The following is a 14654-nucleotide window of genomic DNA, read 5'->3' as shown; positions in this document are numbered from 1 at the left end:
TCAACTTGCCTTCCTGCTCTTGAGGTCGTCCGCGACAGATTTGCGCAACGCGTCCATGATGTTGACCACGTTCGACGCGGGAGCAGGCGCTTGCTTTGTCTTCGAGGACTTCCTTGCGGGCTTGAGGGTTTTCTTCTTCTCCTCGATGAGCTTCAGCAGGCTCGTCTGTATGGGATCGCTCACCATGTCGGGTGACCATCTCGCGGACTTTTGCTTGATCAGCTTCTGGACGAGAGGGATCAGGCCGGGTTCCGCTTCGTCGTCTATGTCTTCGAAATACGCCTCTTCAGGCCGTACCTCGTCCCCGAACCGTAGCGACCAGAGGACAATGCCGTTGTCGCGCGGCTCTAGCACGACTGCCCGTTCGCGGCGGCCGATAACCAGCTTGGATACCCCGACGACGTTATCGGCCTTCATCGCATCACGGATGACGGCGAAAGCCTCGTGGCCGACGGCATCGTCAGGCATCAGGTAGTGCGGTTTTTCTAGGTAGACCCATTCGATGCTTTGCGACGGTACGAACTTCTGGATGTCGATTGTCTTCACCGTGTCGAGCTGGACGGCGTCGAGGTCATCGTCGCTCAGGATAACGTAGTCGTTCTCACCACGGGCATACCCCTTCGCTTCGTTCTGGTCCTTCACGGGTTTCCCGGTGACAGAGTCGATGTACTGCGAGACGACACGGTTGCCCGTCTCGCGGTTCAGCGTATGAAACCGCACCTTCTCGCTCTCGCTTGTCGCCGGGGTCATGGCGACCGGGCAGGTGACGAGCGAAAGCTTCAGGTAGCCTTTCCAGTAAGGACGGATTGCCATCGTCTCTCTCCTAGCTTGCCTTGCGCTGCGGGGCGGTCTTCGAAGCGGCGGACTTCCCGACCGCCCCACGCGCCGCACGTTTGCGACCAGTGCCAGCATTGGCATTGGCGGCCGTGCGTTCCGGTTTGGGTTCGGCAGGCTTCAGCAGCCCTGCGCTCTCGCGAAGGGCGGCGAGCAGGTCGCTCGGCTGCGACACCTCGATCTTCTTGCGCTTGGGAAGCGCCTTGCCTTCGACCTTGGCCTTTACCAGTTCGGCGAGTGCCGCCTCATATAGGTCGTCGAAGGTTGCCGGATCGAATGTCCCCTTCTTCGTGCTGATGATGTGCTTGGCGAGATCGAGCATTTCGCCTTCGATCTCCAGCTTCGGCATTTCCTCGAACGCCTTTGCGCTGGACCGAACTTCGTAGTCGTAGTTCAGCGTGGTGGCGATCAGGCCCTTACCGTGGGGACGGATGAGAACCGTGCGCATTCTCCGGAAGAGGACGGTTCTCGCGATGGCTGCGACCTTGGACATCCTCATACCGTCGCGCAGTGCTACAAACGCGGCTGAGCCCATGCGATCGGGGGTGAGGTAGTAGGGCTTGTCGAAGTAGACGTCGTCGACGTCGGAGCAGGGGATGAACGCCTCGATTTCGAGCGTCTTGTCGCTCTCCGGGATCGTGGCGGCCACCTCGTCTGGATCGATGACGAGATATTGTCCGTTTTCGATCTCAAAGCCCTTGGTCTGGGCTTCTTTCGGCACCAGCTTTTCGGTCTCGCTGTCGATGAAGACGCGGTTGACCCGGTTGCCTGTCGCCGAATTGATTGTGTTAAAGGTGATGCGGTCGGAGGTGGAGGCTGCTGTATATAGCGCCACGCCCGCTGTGACCTCTCCGAACTTGAGGAAGCCTTTCCACTGCGCTCGATGCCCTGCCATACGCTTTACTCCGAATCACCTGGTTGGCGACTCCAATCGGATTCTGAGTGATTCGTTCCGAGTCAAAACGAATCATTTTTCAATGGCTTGAGCGGTTCTCTTGCAAGATTGATTCAGCGTTGCTTCATCAGGCAGGCTTACCGTTTGATCTCAATCGGTTTCCAGATCACCTGGACGCTTCTGGGGTCGGGGTCGAACAGTTCGCAACTGATTTTCATATTCGTACCGTCGCACGCGCTGCACCGGAACTTCAGTTTCCAGGGGCTGGCGTCCCACCCTTTGTACTGGGCGAGGTCACGCGCCAGAAACCTGCCCTCGCGACCGCACGGGCGGCACGTCGCAACGACCACCATGTTGTGCCTGACGGCTTCGGCAAGCGTTCTGAGATTCCCGACCATAACAAACAGATGGAACGAATGCAGAACGACGTCAACCTGCAGGCCAGAGTCCGGTGACATATGTGCTTGAAAGTTGATCGGCTAAAGCTATGACTGCGGGCAATTTCGTACGTTGATACGCCATCGTATCGTTGACCTGTTTACCACCGACGTCCTATCTGGGCGTTGGAGGGACCTATGCCCGAATTGATACCGGACGAGATCGAAACGCTGCGCATGCTCGCTGGTCAGCTTCCGCGACGACTTGGGTCGAAGCACGCGATCTGCATAGAAGAACTTGCGTCTCTCGGCCTGTGCGCTTCCGCTGAACCTCATCGTTTGACGGACAACGGCATTCTCTGCCTTGAGGTAAACACAGGAACGATTGACCTTCGGTCCCGCCGGGTCGCTTAGCTGTTCAGAGGGTCAGATGTGGCCGTTGCGCTCATTATGCGATAGGTCCACAATGGAGTGCTGTGGTTGCCCGCCACCCCGGGTCCCCCATCCTACAGCCGAGGCTCGCTGCAGACGGACCACGCTTTAAGCGGGCGGCGAGCCTCAATTCTTGTCAGTGATTTTGAACTATTATTCGGGCGTTTCGGATTGCATAGTCCCCTCCTCGCCTGCGGTAGGGCGAGGGTAGTCTTGGAGAGGGCTAGCCATCACGAAGGTTAGCTCTTTGTCAGCGAGCCACAACCGGTCCGCGACACTACGTTTGCCCCCTCTGCCGTAGTCCTGCCGTTCGACAACCCTTCAGCCGAATAGGTCTTTCGCCTCTGCCGGAAGTCCACCAAGGCCTCCAACTGCTGTGTAACGCGGTAACGCCATCATCCGGTCTGCAGGCAGGGGACGTTGAAGGGCCTTTGCCTCGCTCCATGGCGCGGTCATCCAAATCTCGCATTCTTCCTTCGTTGTCAAAAGAACGGGCATGGCCTTCGGATGGATAGGTTTTACGATCTCGTTGGTATCGGTCGTAAGGAAGGCATAGAGGTCGTGCTCACCCTCTCGGGGTGCCTTGATCGGGCCTCGTGCGCCAATCCATTTCGTATGGATACCTGCAAGCATGAACAGCGGCTGGTCCTCGCCGACGGCGAACCATCGAAGCGGCTTCTTTCCCGTGGCAGGATCGGCGGTCTGCTCATACTCGCTGAATGCCGTCGCAGGTACGAGGCAACGGTTCTCGACCCGGAGCCACTGCTGCCAGTGGGGAATGAAGGTCTTGCGGACGTTCGTAACACCTTTGTCGGGCTTGCCGTCGAGATGCACCTCGGGCGTCGGCATGCCCCAGGTCGACATCGTCAGCTCGCGCTCGCCGTCCGAGTCCACGCGGATGATCGGGCCATCGCGATCGGGGTGGACGTTGATTGACGGCGGCAGGTTTCCTTCCCGAAACCGCGTGATGCTGATGAAGTCCCTGATGGCCTGCTGGTTGGTTGTGACATTGTAGAGGTTGCACATGTCCATCTCTCCCGTGTCCTGCGTAGATATGCGGCCAGACTGAAGTATCAACATCATACATGACACCTGCAGGCTTGAACTTCATGGACGTCACTTCATCCGAGGAACTTCGAGAATCCGTACGAGGTTTATCAAGATCGAATAGAGGAGGCCGAGATGGCAACAACGACTAGCGGGCGCAATCAGGACAGGGCTCGTGTCGCGGCGCGACAGGATCACGAAGTGAGCTACGAGGTGAAGAAGGAGGGCGTGTCCAAGTCAGATGTGAAAGACGCGGTAAAGGCTGTTGGAAACAGCCGGACTGAATAGTCCCGCGTTTTGTAAGATACCCGAATGCGTCAGCAGACGCATGTATTATGGGGCACTGAGTTGCAACAACTGTAGCTAGGGTGTCCGTGTAACCCGTGACCGCCCAGTTCGATTGCATTGAATTGCTGTTTCAATCTTTAATTGGGGAGGGTGGCAGATCAGGCTTGCAGGAAATTTTCGTGTCGTTCAAGTTCCACCAATTCTGGAGGAATAGAGATGCCACTTCTCGCAGCTGAAGAATTATCAGATGGTCAGGCGAATCTTGACAAGTTGATTGCGGAACTCGGCACGGCGCTTCCAGATTGGAATGAAGCAGAAACTCGTTTTCAGATTATAGACAGGCTTATTGTCGAATGCTTCGGGTGGCCCAGCGATCCAAGCCAATTCCGACTCGAAACTCCACATGGCGGGGAGTATTCGGATTACGAGTTGGGATCGCCAAAGGTGGCCATCTGGGAAGCAAAGAGAGTTGGCAGTGTCTTCGAACTGCCCGCAAAACGGCAGAAAAGCTTAATCTATTCGCTCGCTTCTTTGATGAAAGTGTCTGAACTTTGTAATTCGGCAATCGGACAAGTAAATTCTTATTGCCTATCGAGGGGCGTGAAGATCGCTGTTGCGACCAACGGTCACCAGATTATAGCGTTTATCGCAGAAGCCGATCTATCATCGACGTCTAAGAGCAAATGCATTGTATTCGAAAGCCTATCAAACCTTAGAGTTTCGTTCCCTCGTGCGTGGCAGCTATTGTCACCAGGAGGACTGAGAACTGGCAGCCTGATCGAGCTGCTAAGCCGTAGCGTAACGCCCAAACCACCCGAAAAGCTTTCGGCTGTAATCCCGAGCTATCCCCAGTATCGAGAGCCTAGCGACCTGCAGCGTTCTATGATCGACATTGCAGAACTCCTACTTTTGAGCGTCGAAGAGCAAGAAGAACTGGAGCAACAGTTCTATGAGGAATGTTATTGTGAAAGCGGAGCGTTGGGGCAGCATGGTTTGATAAGCAGACATATGCTTGCATCTAGATATGACTCCCTTTTCCCAGATGCACCCGATGCATCTGCAGCACAGCCCGTTTCGAAGAAAGGTGGGAAACCTCAGCTCACACCTGAAATTTTAGCGGAGGCAATCTCAAGTAGGCCAATAGCCTTGGTCGGCGATGTGGGCGTTGGGAAATCGTCGTTTCTTAAGCATCTAATGTATGTGAGTGCTTACTCTGAATTTCAGCACGCAATATACGCGTACGTCAATCTTGGTAGGAAAGGTGCGCTTTCGTCATCAGTGAGGGAACTAGTTCTCGATCAAATCGAAGAAGCTTTGGAGAGAAAGTACGACATTGATGTTGGTTCAAATAATTTCGTCAGGTCAGTATACAAAAAAGATATCAAGAGGTTCGAAAAGTCGATCTGGGGCGCAGAGCAGTCTGCAAATCCAGAAAAGTATAATGACAAGCTGCTCGAAATGCTCAGTTCTAAACAGCTTAACAGGGCTGAGCACCTAAGGCTTGCCGTAGAGTACCTATCAAAAGAGAAGCGCAAACAAATTATAATTGCTCTTGATAACGCTGACCAGCGGAGTCCAGCTGTACAGCAAGAGGCCTTTGTGATCGCGCAAAATTTGGCCGCCGATTGGAGAGCTACAGTCTTTGTGTCTGTGCGGCCCAAGACCTTTTTTCTATCGAAGCGATCCGGGACGCTTGCCGCTTATCCGCATCGCGTTTTCACGATTGCTCCGCCGAGGGTCGATGAAGCAGTCGAGAAGCGCTTAGTATTTGCGCTCAGTATCGCAGAGGGTAGGGTTGAACTCTCTCAGCTGAAAAACATCTCGCTTAGACTAAAAAATATAGCTACGTTAATTAAAGTATTTCTCGGCTCTATCGACCGATCAGACGCAATTAAGATTTTTTTAGAAAACATCACGGCAGGGAATGTTAGGGAACTAATTCACTTTGTAGCACAAATGTTTGGAAACCCTAATGTTGATCTGTATAGTGCCGTATTGGCACTAGAAGAATCTGGCGACTACCTCATTCCAGTGCATGATTTCTGGAAGGTGGCCCTGCAGGGTGACAACCAGTATTATCATCCGGACCGAGCGGCTGCCGCGAACATGTTCGATGTAAGTACCGACGATGCCAAGGAGCACTTCTTAATGCCTCTGCTCCTCGGAATGCTAGATGAAAATTCTCCAAGGAGGAATGCAGAGGGCTTTGTTCTAGTCTCCGTAGTGATTGAAGAGTTACAGTCGTTTGGCTTTTTGCCGAGTTCAATAGAAGCTGCAGTACGCCGCGCAAATAATAAAAAGTTAATCGAAGCCCCTGATCGAGTCACTTTTGAAGAAGATGAAGATGGCGTATATGGCTTCGTGCCGGAGTTTTTTCGTATTACGACGTTCGGTGCGTATCACCTGAAGATTTGGGTAGGCACATTCAATTATTTAGATGCGATGTGCGTAGATACGCCGATATTCAATGAATTTGTTGCTGACGACATTAAGATTATGATTCGGTCACATAGTTTGGCTGATCGCTACGCGAAATCGGTTAAATTTAGGGATTACCTGTCACAGATTTGGGTTGGAATGAATGTTTCTCCATCTTATTTCGACTGGGAAGCGGCCTGCCAAATTGGTCAGGAAACATTCGACCGAGTGGCTAAAAATTTGTCGCGACGAGGGATAAATCGGGCGTGAACGGGTGAACGTTATGTCTGCTGGTAGGATACCACCGATTCCTGGGATTCCTTCCATCGAGTCAATCAAACCAATACCGTCCATACCTCCCATGAAACCGATGCGTCTTTCTTGGAGTCAAGATCGACTGCCTGGACTTTAAAGCCGACACGCGATGACAGGTGGATGGCCTTCAGCCCGTGGCGCTCGGCCACTTAATTTACCTTCGCGCCTGTTCGCAAGCTCTCAGAAACGATCCGTGCCTCGACCTCGTCAGGCTATTGGCGTTGTGCCTCGCGGCTGCTCCGTCGCGTTGTGAAAACCTCCAAGATAGACTCCATGGAGACACTCCTTGTAGCTCGTCCATAAGACTTCGGTCACAGCTCAGGCCACGGCGGACAATGTGGGGGCAGAACACCGGTTACCATTCATGCAGAGGTACATAAGGTTAAATAGCTCATGACCGGTACCGAAAGCGGCCTGAACTGCGCCGGGTTTGCCGGAGGCCATTTGGTTTAAGTTATGCGGCCATGGCTGGTGGGTCCAGGATGTTGTAATACCGTTCCTCGGCATCGGCTGGCGGAATGTTTATGAGACCCTGGACTTGTTCCTATTGGATCGAACGGCCCAGGGATAAACCGTACAAGCACTATCCGGACACCAACGTCCTCAGGTCTTTTCGCAAGGTTCAGACAATATTTCCTCACTTCTACACCGCAAATATAGCGTGTATAGATAATCAGCAATAGGGACTGCAGTCAAAGATCGCTTAGATGAATATGAACGTCCGACAGGCATCCCGTAAAGATGGGAGCATGGCGCTTTGGTGCCGATCAATCGCCGACCTCCCCAGAGCATCGCTCGAAGCGCACTTCAATTTGTGGAGAATTGCAGGCGACCAAGATTTCAAAGGCAAAGGGGGCCGCACGGTTCGTGACTTCCTGGAAATCGGGGTAATGCTCACCAATCCTCTCTCTGTCGATCAGATCAACATCTTCTTGCCTACCTTAGTAGCAGGAGAAGACATCGAAGATTGTTCAGGTAGGCTCGCGGACCCCTCCGTCGCGCAGGGAATTTTTAACGAGCCGCTTGAGTGCACGAAAGTGCTCCGGCCTGCGCGGGTCGATCTAAAGACCCCCGAGGGTATGTTTTGCCGCGTGCATGAGTTCATACGCGACGGCGAGGCTATTGACCGCTCTCAGCTTGGCATCGCTCAAGAAAGCGGAGGGACTGTTCTATCCATTAGGCGCAGTGCCGTTGAATCTGTTTGCAACAATTTGAAAGAGGGGGACCGGGCCTATTTCCGCTTACGAGTATTCTTAAGCCCAACCAACGGTCATTTTATCCGAGTCATCTCGCCAGGCGACAGGAATTTCCATAGCGGCTCTGAAGAGATTGAATACATCGATTTTCGGTTCAATGAGCTGAGAACCCTTCCTGTCGCAATAGAACAGCGAATGAACGCTGATGAGGGCAGCATGAAGGTGCCCGTAACGTTGATCGCGTTTCTTACCGCTTTCCCGATCAACTCTGACCTGGCATCGAGCAGCATCCAATGGCACAAAAATCGACTTCTTGAGTCTCAGCCTTGGTCTGACTACGTGGATAGCGGTGTGCCGGATGGCATGGTTGTCTACCATTGGAAAAGGAAGGCCGAACCCGGAAAATCTCTCTTGGATTTTTCGTCATTCGTCAAACTGCAAACTCGACGCACCGGCCGCCGAACTGTTATCATTTATCTCTTGGTGGCATTTCTGTTCGGCCTTTCGGGTAACGTTTTCGCGTCCGTGTTAATTTCACTCGTTACCTACCTATATCAGACTTGGAGCCAGCACGGCTAAGCCATTGAGAGGCCAACGTTTGAACACACAACTCACTAAGCCTTCCAAAGGATCGGCAGGCCCCATGTTGCCGCGACTATTGCACGGCCCGACACTCGAACTTCATCCGAGCGAGGAAGAGGTTCTCCACTTCTTGTTGCCGCTCTCAGCGGATTACCCCGGGATCGAGAACTGGTTCCGTCGCAAGGTGGTGCCGGGGTTGCGCGTGCAGGAACGTTACATCCACCGTGTAGAACGTGACGGTCACTTGATCGGCGTAGGCATCGCGAAAAACGGCCCAACAGAAAAGAAGATTTGCTCCGTACGCGTGCTGCCAGAGCATTTCGGTCGGGGTGCGGGGGTTCGAATTTTCGATCATCTGTTGCGGTGGCTAGATGATGACCGGCCTCATCTGACCGTCAGCGAGGGCAAGCTTCCGGCTTTCGAGCGCATCTTCGATCACTATGGCTTCAGCGAAACCTCACAGAGGAACGGCCTTTATGTGCCTGGACGTTTCGAATTAGGATTCAACGAAAATGCGACAGCTGTCAATGAAGACGATGCTCGGCAGCCTCCATCAGGTCAGGCAGGCGAATAAATCTTCCGCAAGGTCGCTTTGATCGCTCTTGAATACCCTTAGTGGGACCGAGAGGTTATGGTGGTAAGCAAAGCAAGTGTCACGCGTCATCGAAAGCTCCAGACCAATTTCATCGACTGTCCTGGCTTTGGCGAGTTGATCGCGCTCGACTCTTCTTTTCCAGATCGTCTCGGGCTCTGCTTCGATGAGGATTAACATCGCTGGGGCCAATGCGACTATAAACTCACTTGGCAGTTGATAGAGCCCTGACGCGAGCCGTATGACGCAGTGGCCATCGAGAATGATTCGGCGCGGCTCGCTTTCTCTGAGATGGCAGACTCGTTCGACGATCTCCGCCTGAATAGCCTGCATCTCGTCCATAGAGCGGCCGACTGAAAGGGCAGTCTGACTTATGAGTTGGCTAGCCGTGATATGTCGGAATTCGTGGTGACGCTTCGCCAAGTTGGCGCATACAGTTGTTTTGCCCACGCCCGAGACGCCAAAGACAACGGTGAGGTCATGCCGCAACGTCTTACCAAGCAAGCTCTAATTGACGTGCATCAGTATTTTTAAGGCGGTCGCGGTTAATGTACATGTACGACTGTGGAGGTGTGAAGTTGTCCAGTAGGTCTGAGGGATCGACGTGCGCCTCGTATGCTCGGACTTCACCTATTTTCAGTGCGTATCCTACCTTACGGCCTTCGAAGTAACTGTCGAAAAACTGTTTGGAAATTCCCGAGCCGGAGCTTGTTTCCTCCCATAAATTGTCAGGTCTCTTTTCAATTATGCAGTCAATATCGAACTCGCCAACGATTTTCCCGACTGGCATCGTACAGTAAACTACGACAGTGGTGACATCTTTCCTCGCGAACACTTTTCTGCGAAACTCATAAGTCTTTAGACCGCTGAAGATGTTCGCCACATGCTCAGGATTAATTGATAATAATACTTTCATGAATTTGTCCCATCTGCACGATTGCGTCGAAAGCCTCTTTTGTAAGAGGCTTCAAGTCCCAGCGCGGTTGCACAGGAACTCCGGCTTCGTCGATCATCTTTCCCCTGGTGATACGTTTGTTGAAAGCGACGTTGTAGGTCATCTTTGCCGTATAGAGTCGGCCGTATGTCGCGAACATATGACTCAACTCGGCTTCGTCGAAAACGCTGTGGGGTCGGCAATAGGTGAGAAAGTCGTCAACCGACGCGAAGTCTTTCTTTTTGTGTGTCTCTTCCACAACGCAAACAGACGTTGCTACTGACCGGTAATGCGCCGGACCTTTCTTGTCCGAAGTCCGATAGATAAGAACGGCGTCGCCCTTTTTCATTCGCGTCAATGAGAGCTTGCCGATGTAAATCTTGTGGATCGTGTTGGTATGCGACACGTCTTGGACGATTTCCTGAGCTTCATTGTTCAGGATTGAATCTGGAAGAAGGCGAGTATGGTATTCGGGGTAAACTGCGAGAAGCCATCGGTTCTTTCCCGCAAAATCCATGAACGGGTAACGCGCCAGGATGTCGGGAACGTGATCCGTCAAAGAGCGGATTAAAACGTGCTCCACGCCGTTGTCTGTTGTCTTCGTTCCGTGCTCCAAGAATCCGTATTTTTTGAAAAGGGTGATCAGTTGCTTGTGAACTTCGAAAACGGTGACGTAAATGCCCGTTGCGCCCTTATCGAGCGCCGAATCGAAGATTTTCTTGATAACACGCTCGCCGAGCTTCGTCCCTTTTCCTACGATTTTAAGCGTACCCACCTTCATCCAGTCCCCCGCCGGTAACGGAGGCTCGACGTCGTTGACTGGACCTTTTTCCATTTTAAGGTAGATCATGCCACTGAGTTCTTTGCCGTCATCGACGACATACAGATCATCCTCAGCCTTGCTTGCAAACCACTTCGGAAACTCCCCGTATCCTTTTTTAAGAGAGTCAAAAAACGGGTCATCCAAAGACAGGTTCTTGAATTTGGTTAGTCTAAGGTTTCTTGCCACGCGCTCCCCCCTGAGCGAATCTGTTGCTACTTCTAGACGAGGTTAAGCTAAAAGAATGAAACGTCTACTGGGGATCGCACTGCCGAACCGTGGGTGAAAAATTGAAGCCCGGATGCCCAGGCGGCGGTGGACCCGGATTTACTTAAGCTCGTGATCATCGGCGGCGAAGTGTACGTCTATTCGATGGCTCCGGACGTCGATAGCTTCGTAACGGAGGACGGCAAGTTCCGTTTGAACTCGGAAAAGTGAGCGGGCGGACGAGCCGTGATATCTATCTTCCTGTCGATTCCGTATCAAAAAGCTTGTTTGTCAGTCGAAGTCGATATTGAACGTTGTCAAGAATCTCTCGCGCCCGACGGTGTTTCCCAAGAGATGCGAGATCGTGGTTCGCCAAGATAGCATCCATCTCGGCGGCCAAGTCCTCGATGAGTTTGGCTTTGGCTCCAAAACCCTTAGTGTTGCGCTTAGTATGAAAATGATAGGTGATAGCCAGGTCCGAGAGCTGCTGAAGGCTGTCATGACGCAAGGCCGACAGTTGCGAGTTTGTAGCGTGGGTAGCGATATCATCGATGACCTCCGCCATCTTCACAGCGACATATGCGGGCGTCGCAATGAAGTCGGGGTCCAAGGAGAGGAATTTCTGCGATTCAGCGGCAGCATATTCGTCCAAACTCTCGATAGGGGCCTTTCGCCGGTTGAGGAACGCATTCGCTTCGAATGCGCCTGATTTGATGTAGGTCGGCAGTTGAGGAACTACCCGGCTTACGTCCTGGAAGATCAGGAAAGACGCGCCTTGGATCGCCGCATACTCGAAAGCGCTCATCAGATCGTGTGGGAGATGAGGGACGATGGCATTCGCACCATCATTCACCCAGAAAAACCAGCCAAGGTCGCCGTAGTGACCGCCAGGTGATGGCCAGTCCGCAGCGTCGTGATCTCGGAGGAACTTCGCGGTTCGCCAAGTCAAATGCCCCGTGGAAATAAGCAACAAGCTTCGAAGGGCGTTCTGATCGCGGGCGTCGGGCGTCGCATATGACATTATGAGATTTCCTTGGGTTAGACTCACAGGTCGATCAAGAGGCTGGGGCGGTATCCCGACGTATTTCCTTCGTGGAAGTAGCCAACCGGATTGCAAATGATCCGCGTGCCGTCCGCCAAGTAGTCGCGGGCCTTGTGAATGTGCCCGTGTATCCAGGCAGTCGGTTTTCGCCGCCTTATGAGATCGGATAGGTCGGAGGCAAACGCGGCATTCGTCGTTTGGCCGTGAAATCGAGGGTCGAAGCTCTCAACCAACGGCGCGTGGTGCGTGACAACTATGGTTGGTCCGTCGTGAAATTTGCCGAGTTCGTTGTCGATGAACTGCCTGCTTTCGATGTGACGGTCGAGAATTTCGCGGCAAGTTACCATGCCATTTTCGTCGCCGGGTCTCGGGTTTGAGGGGTAGATCGTAAAGAAATCTTGCATTCGCCAAGGCACCTGCGCAAACGCGATGGCGCGGCGCTCTTCCGGCGGAACATGTTCGTCGTAGCCAATGCTTACGGCGAAGTCCGTCCAGAGTGTCGCGCCAAGGAAGCGGCAACCTCCGATCACAACGCTTTGATTTTCCAGCAGATGAACGCGAGTGCCTTGGACCTTAAGATGGGCTCGCTCCAGCGCCATGGAAATGCTGAAATGATAATAATCGTGGTTTCCGAGAACGAGAACGACGGGCATCCGGGGCTCAATGTGTTCTTGAACATAGGCAATGGTCACGCCCATATTGCTACTGACATCTCCTGCGCAGATGCACAGGTCGGCGTCCGGGATATGCAGGGAACGGCCTCGGAGAGCATCCAGTCTAGAATGGTGAATGTCGCTGATGATCCAAGCACGCATTTTGGCATTTCCTTCGGGCATGGGGATGCGATGAGACGGCGCAAGATCGACGCGGTCTCGTCGGGTAGGCTCTATTTGATGGTCTGTCCGGCGCGACGGTTCAGCCGCTTCGCGCTTTTGGGGACAGGGGCAGTCTTTGTTTGAAGGAACTGATCTAATTCGGGACCGGAGAGCGTCTTCCGTTCCTTGAGAGTCATTGCCATCGTCAGCAGGTCGCGTTTTCTACCGTTGAGGATATCTTTCACACGGAGGAATTCACTTTGAAGCACACGGTTGACGTCCTCGCGTAAAGGCTGATCACGCCACAGCTCATGAATTCCGAGCCGATCAATCGCGTCGAATGAAACGGTCAGGGAGTTTCCAAGTCCGTAGACGGTGACGAGTTCCATTGTCAGTCTTGTCGCGCGATCAAGATCGCTATTCGCGCCGCCTCCCGCAGAGTTCGACCGGTCGCCGAATACCAGTTCCTCTGCCGCCATACCGGCTAGGAGCAGGCCAATGTCAGCAAGCATCGACGCACGTGGTGCCACGAGCCGATTGCGATGCTCGATTATCGTCAACCCGTGAGTTTTAGCCTGGGTCGGGTGCGAAGTCTCGTAATCGTAGACCTCGACGGAATGGACTATGCCAATTTCTGAGATGCCCGCCATCAAAACGTGTCCGCATTCGTGAACGGAGACCCTGAACAGTTCTTCGTCGGACATCGCTGGCGCGTTCGGGATCAGGAACTCGATGTCCGCGACCGTGACGTCTCTTTTGCCCTTCCGAGCCAATCTTCGGGCTGCCCTGACCATCTGGTTGATGTCCGCCCCGGTTTTACCTGCCATTCTCTCAACGGCCTTTCGCAAACGTTCATTGCCTACGAGGTGGGGGAGGTAGCTCTCGAAAATTTTCATCTGCTCTTCAGCGTCTGGCAGAGGAAAGTGGACGTGCTTTTCGAGACGGCCGCTCCGCAGCAGGGCAGGGTCCACTTTATCGGGAAAATTGCAGGCTCCGACAACGATGACACCTTCGCGGCCCGTCACGCCGTCCAAGCATTCGAGCAGGCCATTGATGACTTGTAATGAATAGTTCTCCCAACGCGCGGGGAGCCGGTCTCTACTCCCGATGGAGTCGAATTCGTCCAGGAAAAGTAAAGCCGGTGCCTTTTCCTTCGCCTCCGTGAACGATGCGTACATCGCCTTCAGGAGGTCACCAAGATGCCCGTCTTTCGAGGCTTGCCATCGCGTAACAGACGTCGCGACGAGATGAACATTCAAGCTGGTGGCGAGGGCCTTTGCGAACATCGTTTTCCCCGTGCCGGACGGACCGTAGAGTAGGATTCCTTTATCGATTTCAGACCAGTCAATTTTTCCGGCACGCCACTCGGTCAGGTCTTCGCGGAGATTCCGAGCCCATCGCGATGCCTCGCCAAAGCTTTTCTCTGGATTAACAATGGATTCGATAGTCTTCGGCTGCTCGGTCTCCGGCTCCGGTATCCTTTGAAGGGCTTGCGACGCGCTACTGCCGATCCTGAAAATTGCGTTGAACCGGTCAGCAGGTAGTGTCGCCAGCCGCTCGACGTCGAGGTCGGTCAGCGAACCGCAACCCAGGAGATAGCTAAGCGCTCGAAAATGAGCTGGTCGATTAGCGCCGATTGTAAAGTCGCCGGTCTTGGCGACATCGACATCGGGATGCAGCTCGATGTGCTCGTGCGCGAAGAGGATAATCCGAGAATAGCGCAGCACGTCGCTCGCATCGAATTCGTGACCGCGCTTCGTCTTGGTCGGGTGCTGCGAGATGACAATCTCCGGGTTCAGCTTCAGCACTAGCTTTGCCATCACAGCTAACTCTCCGAGTTCCCAGCTTTGCGGGGCCCGT

The 14654-nt window shown here is 53.4% G+C and carries 14 protein-coding genes; 5 read left to right on the top strand and 9 right to left on the bottom strand.

From position 1 onward, the window contains the following. Positions 1 to 813, bottom strand: coding sequence for a Ku protein (locus J3A65_RS10785; RefSeq protein WP_209901137.1), 813 nt, complete (start codon positions 811 to 813; stop codon positions 1 to 3). Between the two features lie 10 nt (positions 814 to 823). Then, entirely contained in the window at positions 824 to 1729 is a 906-nt protein-coding gene (locus tag J3A65_RS10780; protein WP_209901135.1) for a Ku protein, read from the bottom strand. A gap of 47 nt (positions 1730 to 1776) precedes the next feature. On the opposite strand from J3A65_RS10780, the gene J3A65_RS10775 reads away from it, so the two are divergent. After that, the gene (locus J3A65_RS10775) at positions 1777 to 2184 is read left to right on the top strand and encodes a hypothetical protein (RefSeq protein ID WP_209901133.1); all 408 of its coding nucleotides are present in this window, start codon (positions 1777 to 1779) and stop codon (positions 2182 to 2184) included. A gap of 675 nt (positions 2185 to 2859) precedes the next feature. Here the strand turns inward: J3A65_RS10775 and J3A65_RS10770 are convergent. Beyond that, the gene (locus tag J3A65_RS10770) at positions 2860 to 3564 is read right to left on the bottom strand and encodes an SOS response-associated peptidase (RefSeq protein ID WP_209903453.1); all 705 of its coding nucleotides are present in this window, start codon (positions 3562 to 3564) and stop codon (positions 2860 to 2862) included. Positions 3565 to 3720: 156 nt separating this feature from the next. Here J3A65_RS10770 and J3A65_RS10765 point away from each other — a divergent pair, with 156 nt between their 5' ends. The 4 genes from J3A65_RS10765 (at position 3721) to J3A65_RS10750 (ending at position 8958) form a co-directional block, all read left to right on the top strand. Beyond that, the gene (locus J3A65_RS10765) at positions 3721 to 3873 is read left to right on the top strand and encodes a DUF3606 domain-containing protein (RefSeq protein WP_209901131.1); all 153 of its coding nucleotides are present in this window, start codon (positions 3721 to 3723) and stop codon (positions 3871 to 3873) included. 216 nt (positions 3874 to 4089) lie between these two features. Then, entirely contained in the window at positions 4090 to 6561 is a 2472-nt protein-coding gene (locus J3A65_RS10760) for a hypothetical protein (protein ID WP_209901129.1), read from the top strand. 752 nt (positions 6562 to 7313) lie between these two features. Continuing rightward, a complete protein-coding gene (locus J3A65_RS10755) occupies positions 7314 to 8381 on the top strand; it encodes a hypothetical protein (protein ID WP_209901127.1) in 1068 nt (355 codons plus the stop codon). A 64-nt stretch (positions 8382 to 8445) separates the two neighbouring features. After that, positions 8446 to 8958 carry a GNAT family N-acetyltransferase gene (locus J3A65_RS10750; protein WP_209901124.1) on the top strand — a complete coding sequence of 171 codons (513 nt, stop codon included), beginning with the start codon at positions 8446 to 8448 and terminating at the stop codon, positions 8956 to 8958. Here the strand turns inward: J3A65_RS10750 and J3A65_RS10745 are convergent. The 6 genes from J3A65_RS10745 to J3A65_RS10720 form a co-directional block, all read right to left on the bottom strand. Beyond that, complete coding sequence (locus J3A65_RS10745) at positions 8938 to 9465, bottom strand: ATP-binding protein (protein ID WP_281064430.1); 528 nt, start codon at positions 9463 to 9465, stop codon at positions 8938 to 8940. The two genes, J3A65_RS10750 and J3A65_RS10745, sit on opposite strands and share 21 nt — an antisense overlap. Positions 9466 to 9469: 4 nt before the next feature. After that, on the bottom strand, positions 9470 to 9892 hold the full coding sequence (locus tag J3A65_RS10740; RefSeq protein ID WP_209901119.1) for a hypothetical protein: 423 nt from the start codon (positions 9890 to 9892) through the stop codon (positions 9470 to 9472). Further along, positions 9870 to 10919 (bottom strand): N-acetyltransferase, encoded by a 1050-nt coding sequence (locus J3A65_RS10735; protein WP_209901117.1) that lies wholly within the window; start codon positions 10917 to 10919, stop codon positions 9870 to 9872. Before J3A65_RS10735 ends, J3A65_RS10740 begins: the two co-directional genes overlap by 23 nt. Positions 10920 to 11190: 271 nt before the next feature. Further along, positions 11191 to 11958 carry a hypothetical protein gene (locus J3A65_RS10730; protein ID WP_209901115.1) on the bottom strand — a complete coding sequence of 256 codons (768 nt, stop codon included), beginning with the start codon at positions 11956 to 11958 and terminating at the stop codon, positions 11191 to 11193. A 23-nt stretch (positions 11959 to 11981) separates the two neighbouring features. Continuing rightward, positions 11982 to 12794: a metallophosphoesterase gene (locus J3A65_RS10725; RefSeq protein WP_209901112.1), complete on the bottom strand. Its 813-nt coding sequence runs from the start codon at positions 12792 to 12794 to the stop codon at positions 11982 to 11984. A 71-nt stretch (positions 12795 to 12865) separates the two neighbouring features. Next, positions 12866 to 14614: an AAA family ATPase gene (locus J3A65_RS10720; RefSeq protein WP_209901110.1), complete on the bottom strand. Its 1749-nt coding sequence runs from the start codon at positions 14612 to 14614 to the stop codon at positions 12866 to 12868. Between the last annotated feature and the right edge of the window lie 40 nt (positions 14615 to 14654).

It is taken from the genome of Rhizobium sp. PvP014, assembly GCF_017876855.1.
Taxonomy (GTDB): Bacteria; Pseudomonadota; Alphaproteobacteria; order Rhizobiales; family Rhizobiaceae; genus Neorhizobium; species Neorhizobium soli.
The sequence above is the reverse complement of the archived record's forward strand: the minus strand, read 5'-3'. Positions and strand labels throughout refer to the sequence as shown.

What these genes read in the sequence shown, in the direction of transcription:
- J3A65_RS10785 (WP_209901137.1), bottom strand. Translation starts at nt 813, where the DNA reads ATGGCAATCCGTCCTTACTGGAAAGGCTACCTGAAGCTTTCGCTCGTC.
- J3A65_RS10780 (WP_209901135.1), bottom strand. Translation starts at nt 1,729, where the DNA reads ATGGCAGGGCATCGAGCGCAGTGGAAAGGCTTCCTCAAGTTCGGAGAG.
- J3A65_RS10770 (WP_209903453.1), bottom strand. Translation starts at nt 3,564, where the DNA reads ATGTGCAACCTCTACAATGTCACAACCAACCAGCAGGCCATCAGGGAC.
- J3A65_RS10765 (WP_209901131.1), top strand. Translation starts at nt 3,721, where the DNA reads ATGGCAACAACGACTAGCGGGCGCAATCAGGACAGGGCTCGTGTCGCG.
- J3A65_RS10760 (WP_209901129.1), top strand. Translation starts at nt 4,090, where the DNA reads ATGCCACTTCTCGCAGCTGAAGAATTATCAGATGGTCAGGCGAATCTT.
- J3A65_RS10755 (WP_209901127.1), top strand. Translation starts at nt 7,314, where the DNA reads ATGAATATGAACGTCCGACAGGCATCCCGTAAAGATGGGAGCATGGCG.
- J3A65_RS10750 (WP_209901124.1), top strand. Translation starts at nt 8,446, where the DNA reads ATGTTGCCGCGACTATTGCACGGCCCGACACTCGAACTTCATCCGAGC.
- J3A65_RS10740 (WP_209901119.1), bottom strand. Translation starts at nt 9,892, where the DNA reads ATGAAAGTATTATTATCAATTAATCCTGAGCATGTGGCGAACATCTTC.
- J3A65_RS10730 (WP_209901115.1), bottom strand. Translation starts at nt 11,958, where the DNA reads ATGTCATATGCGACGCCCGACGCCCGCGATCAGAACGCCCTTCGAAGC.
- J3A65_RS10725 (WP_209901112.1), bottom strand. Translation starts at nt 12,794, where the DNA reads ATGCGTGCTTGGATCATCAGCGACATTCACCATTCTAGACTGGATGCT.
- J3A65_RS10720 (WP_209901110.1), bottom strand. Translation starts at nt 14,614, where the DNA reads ATGGCAAAGCTAGTGCTGAAGCTGAACCCGGAGATTGTCATCTCGCAG.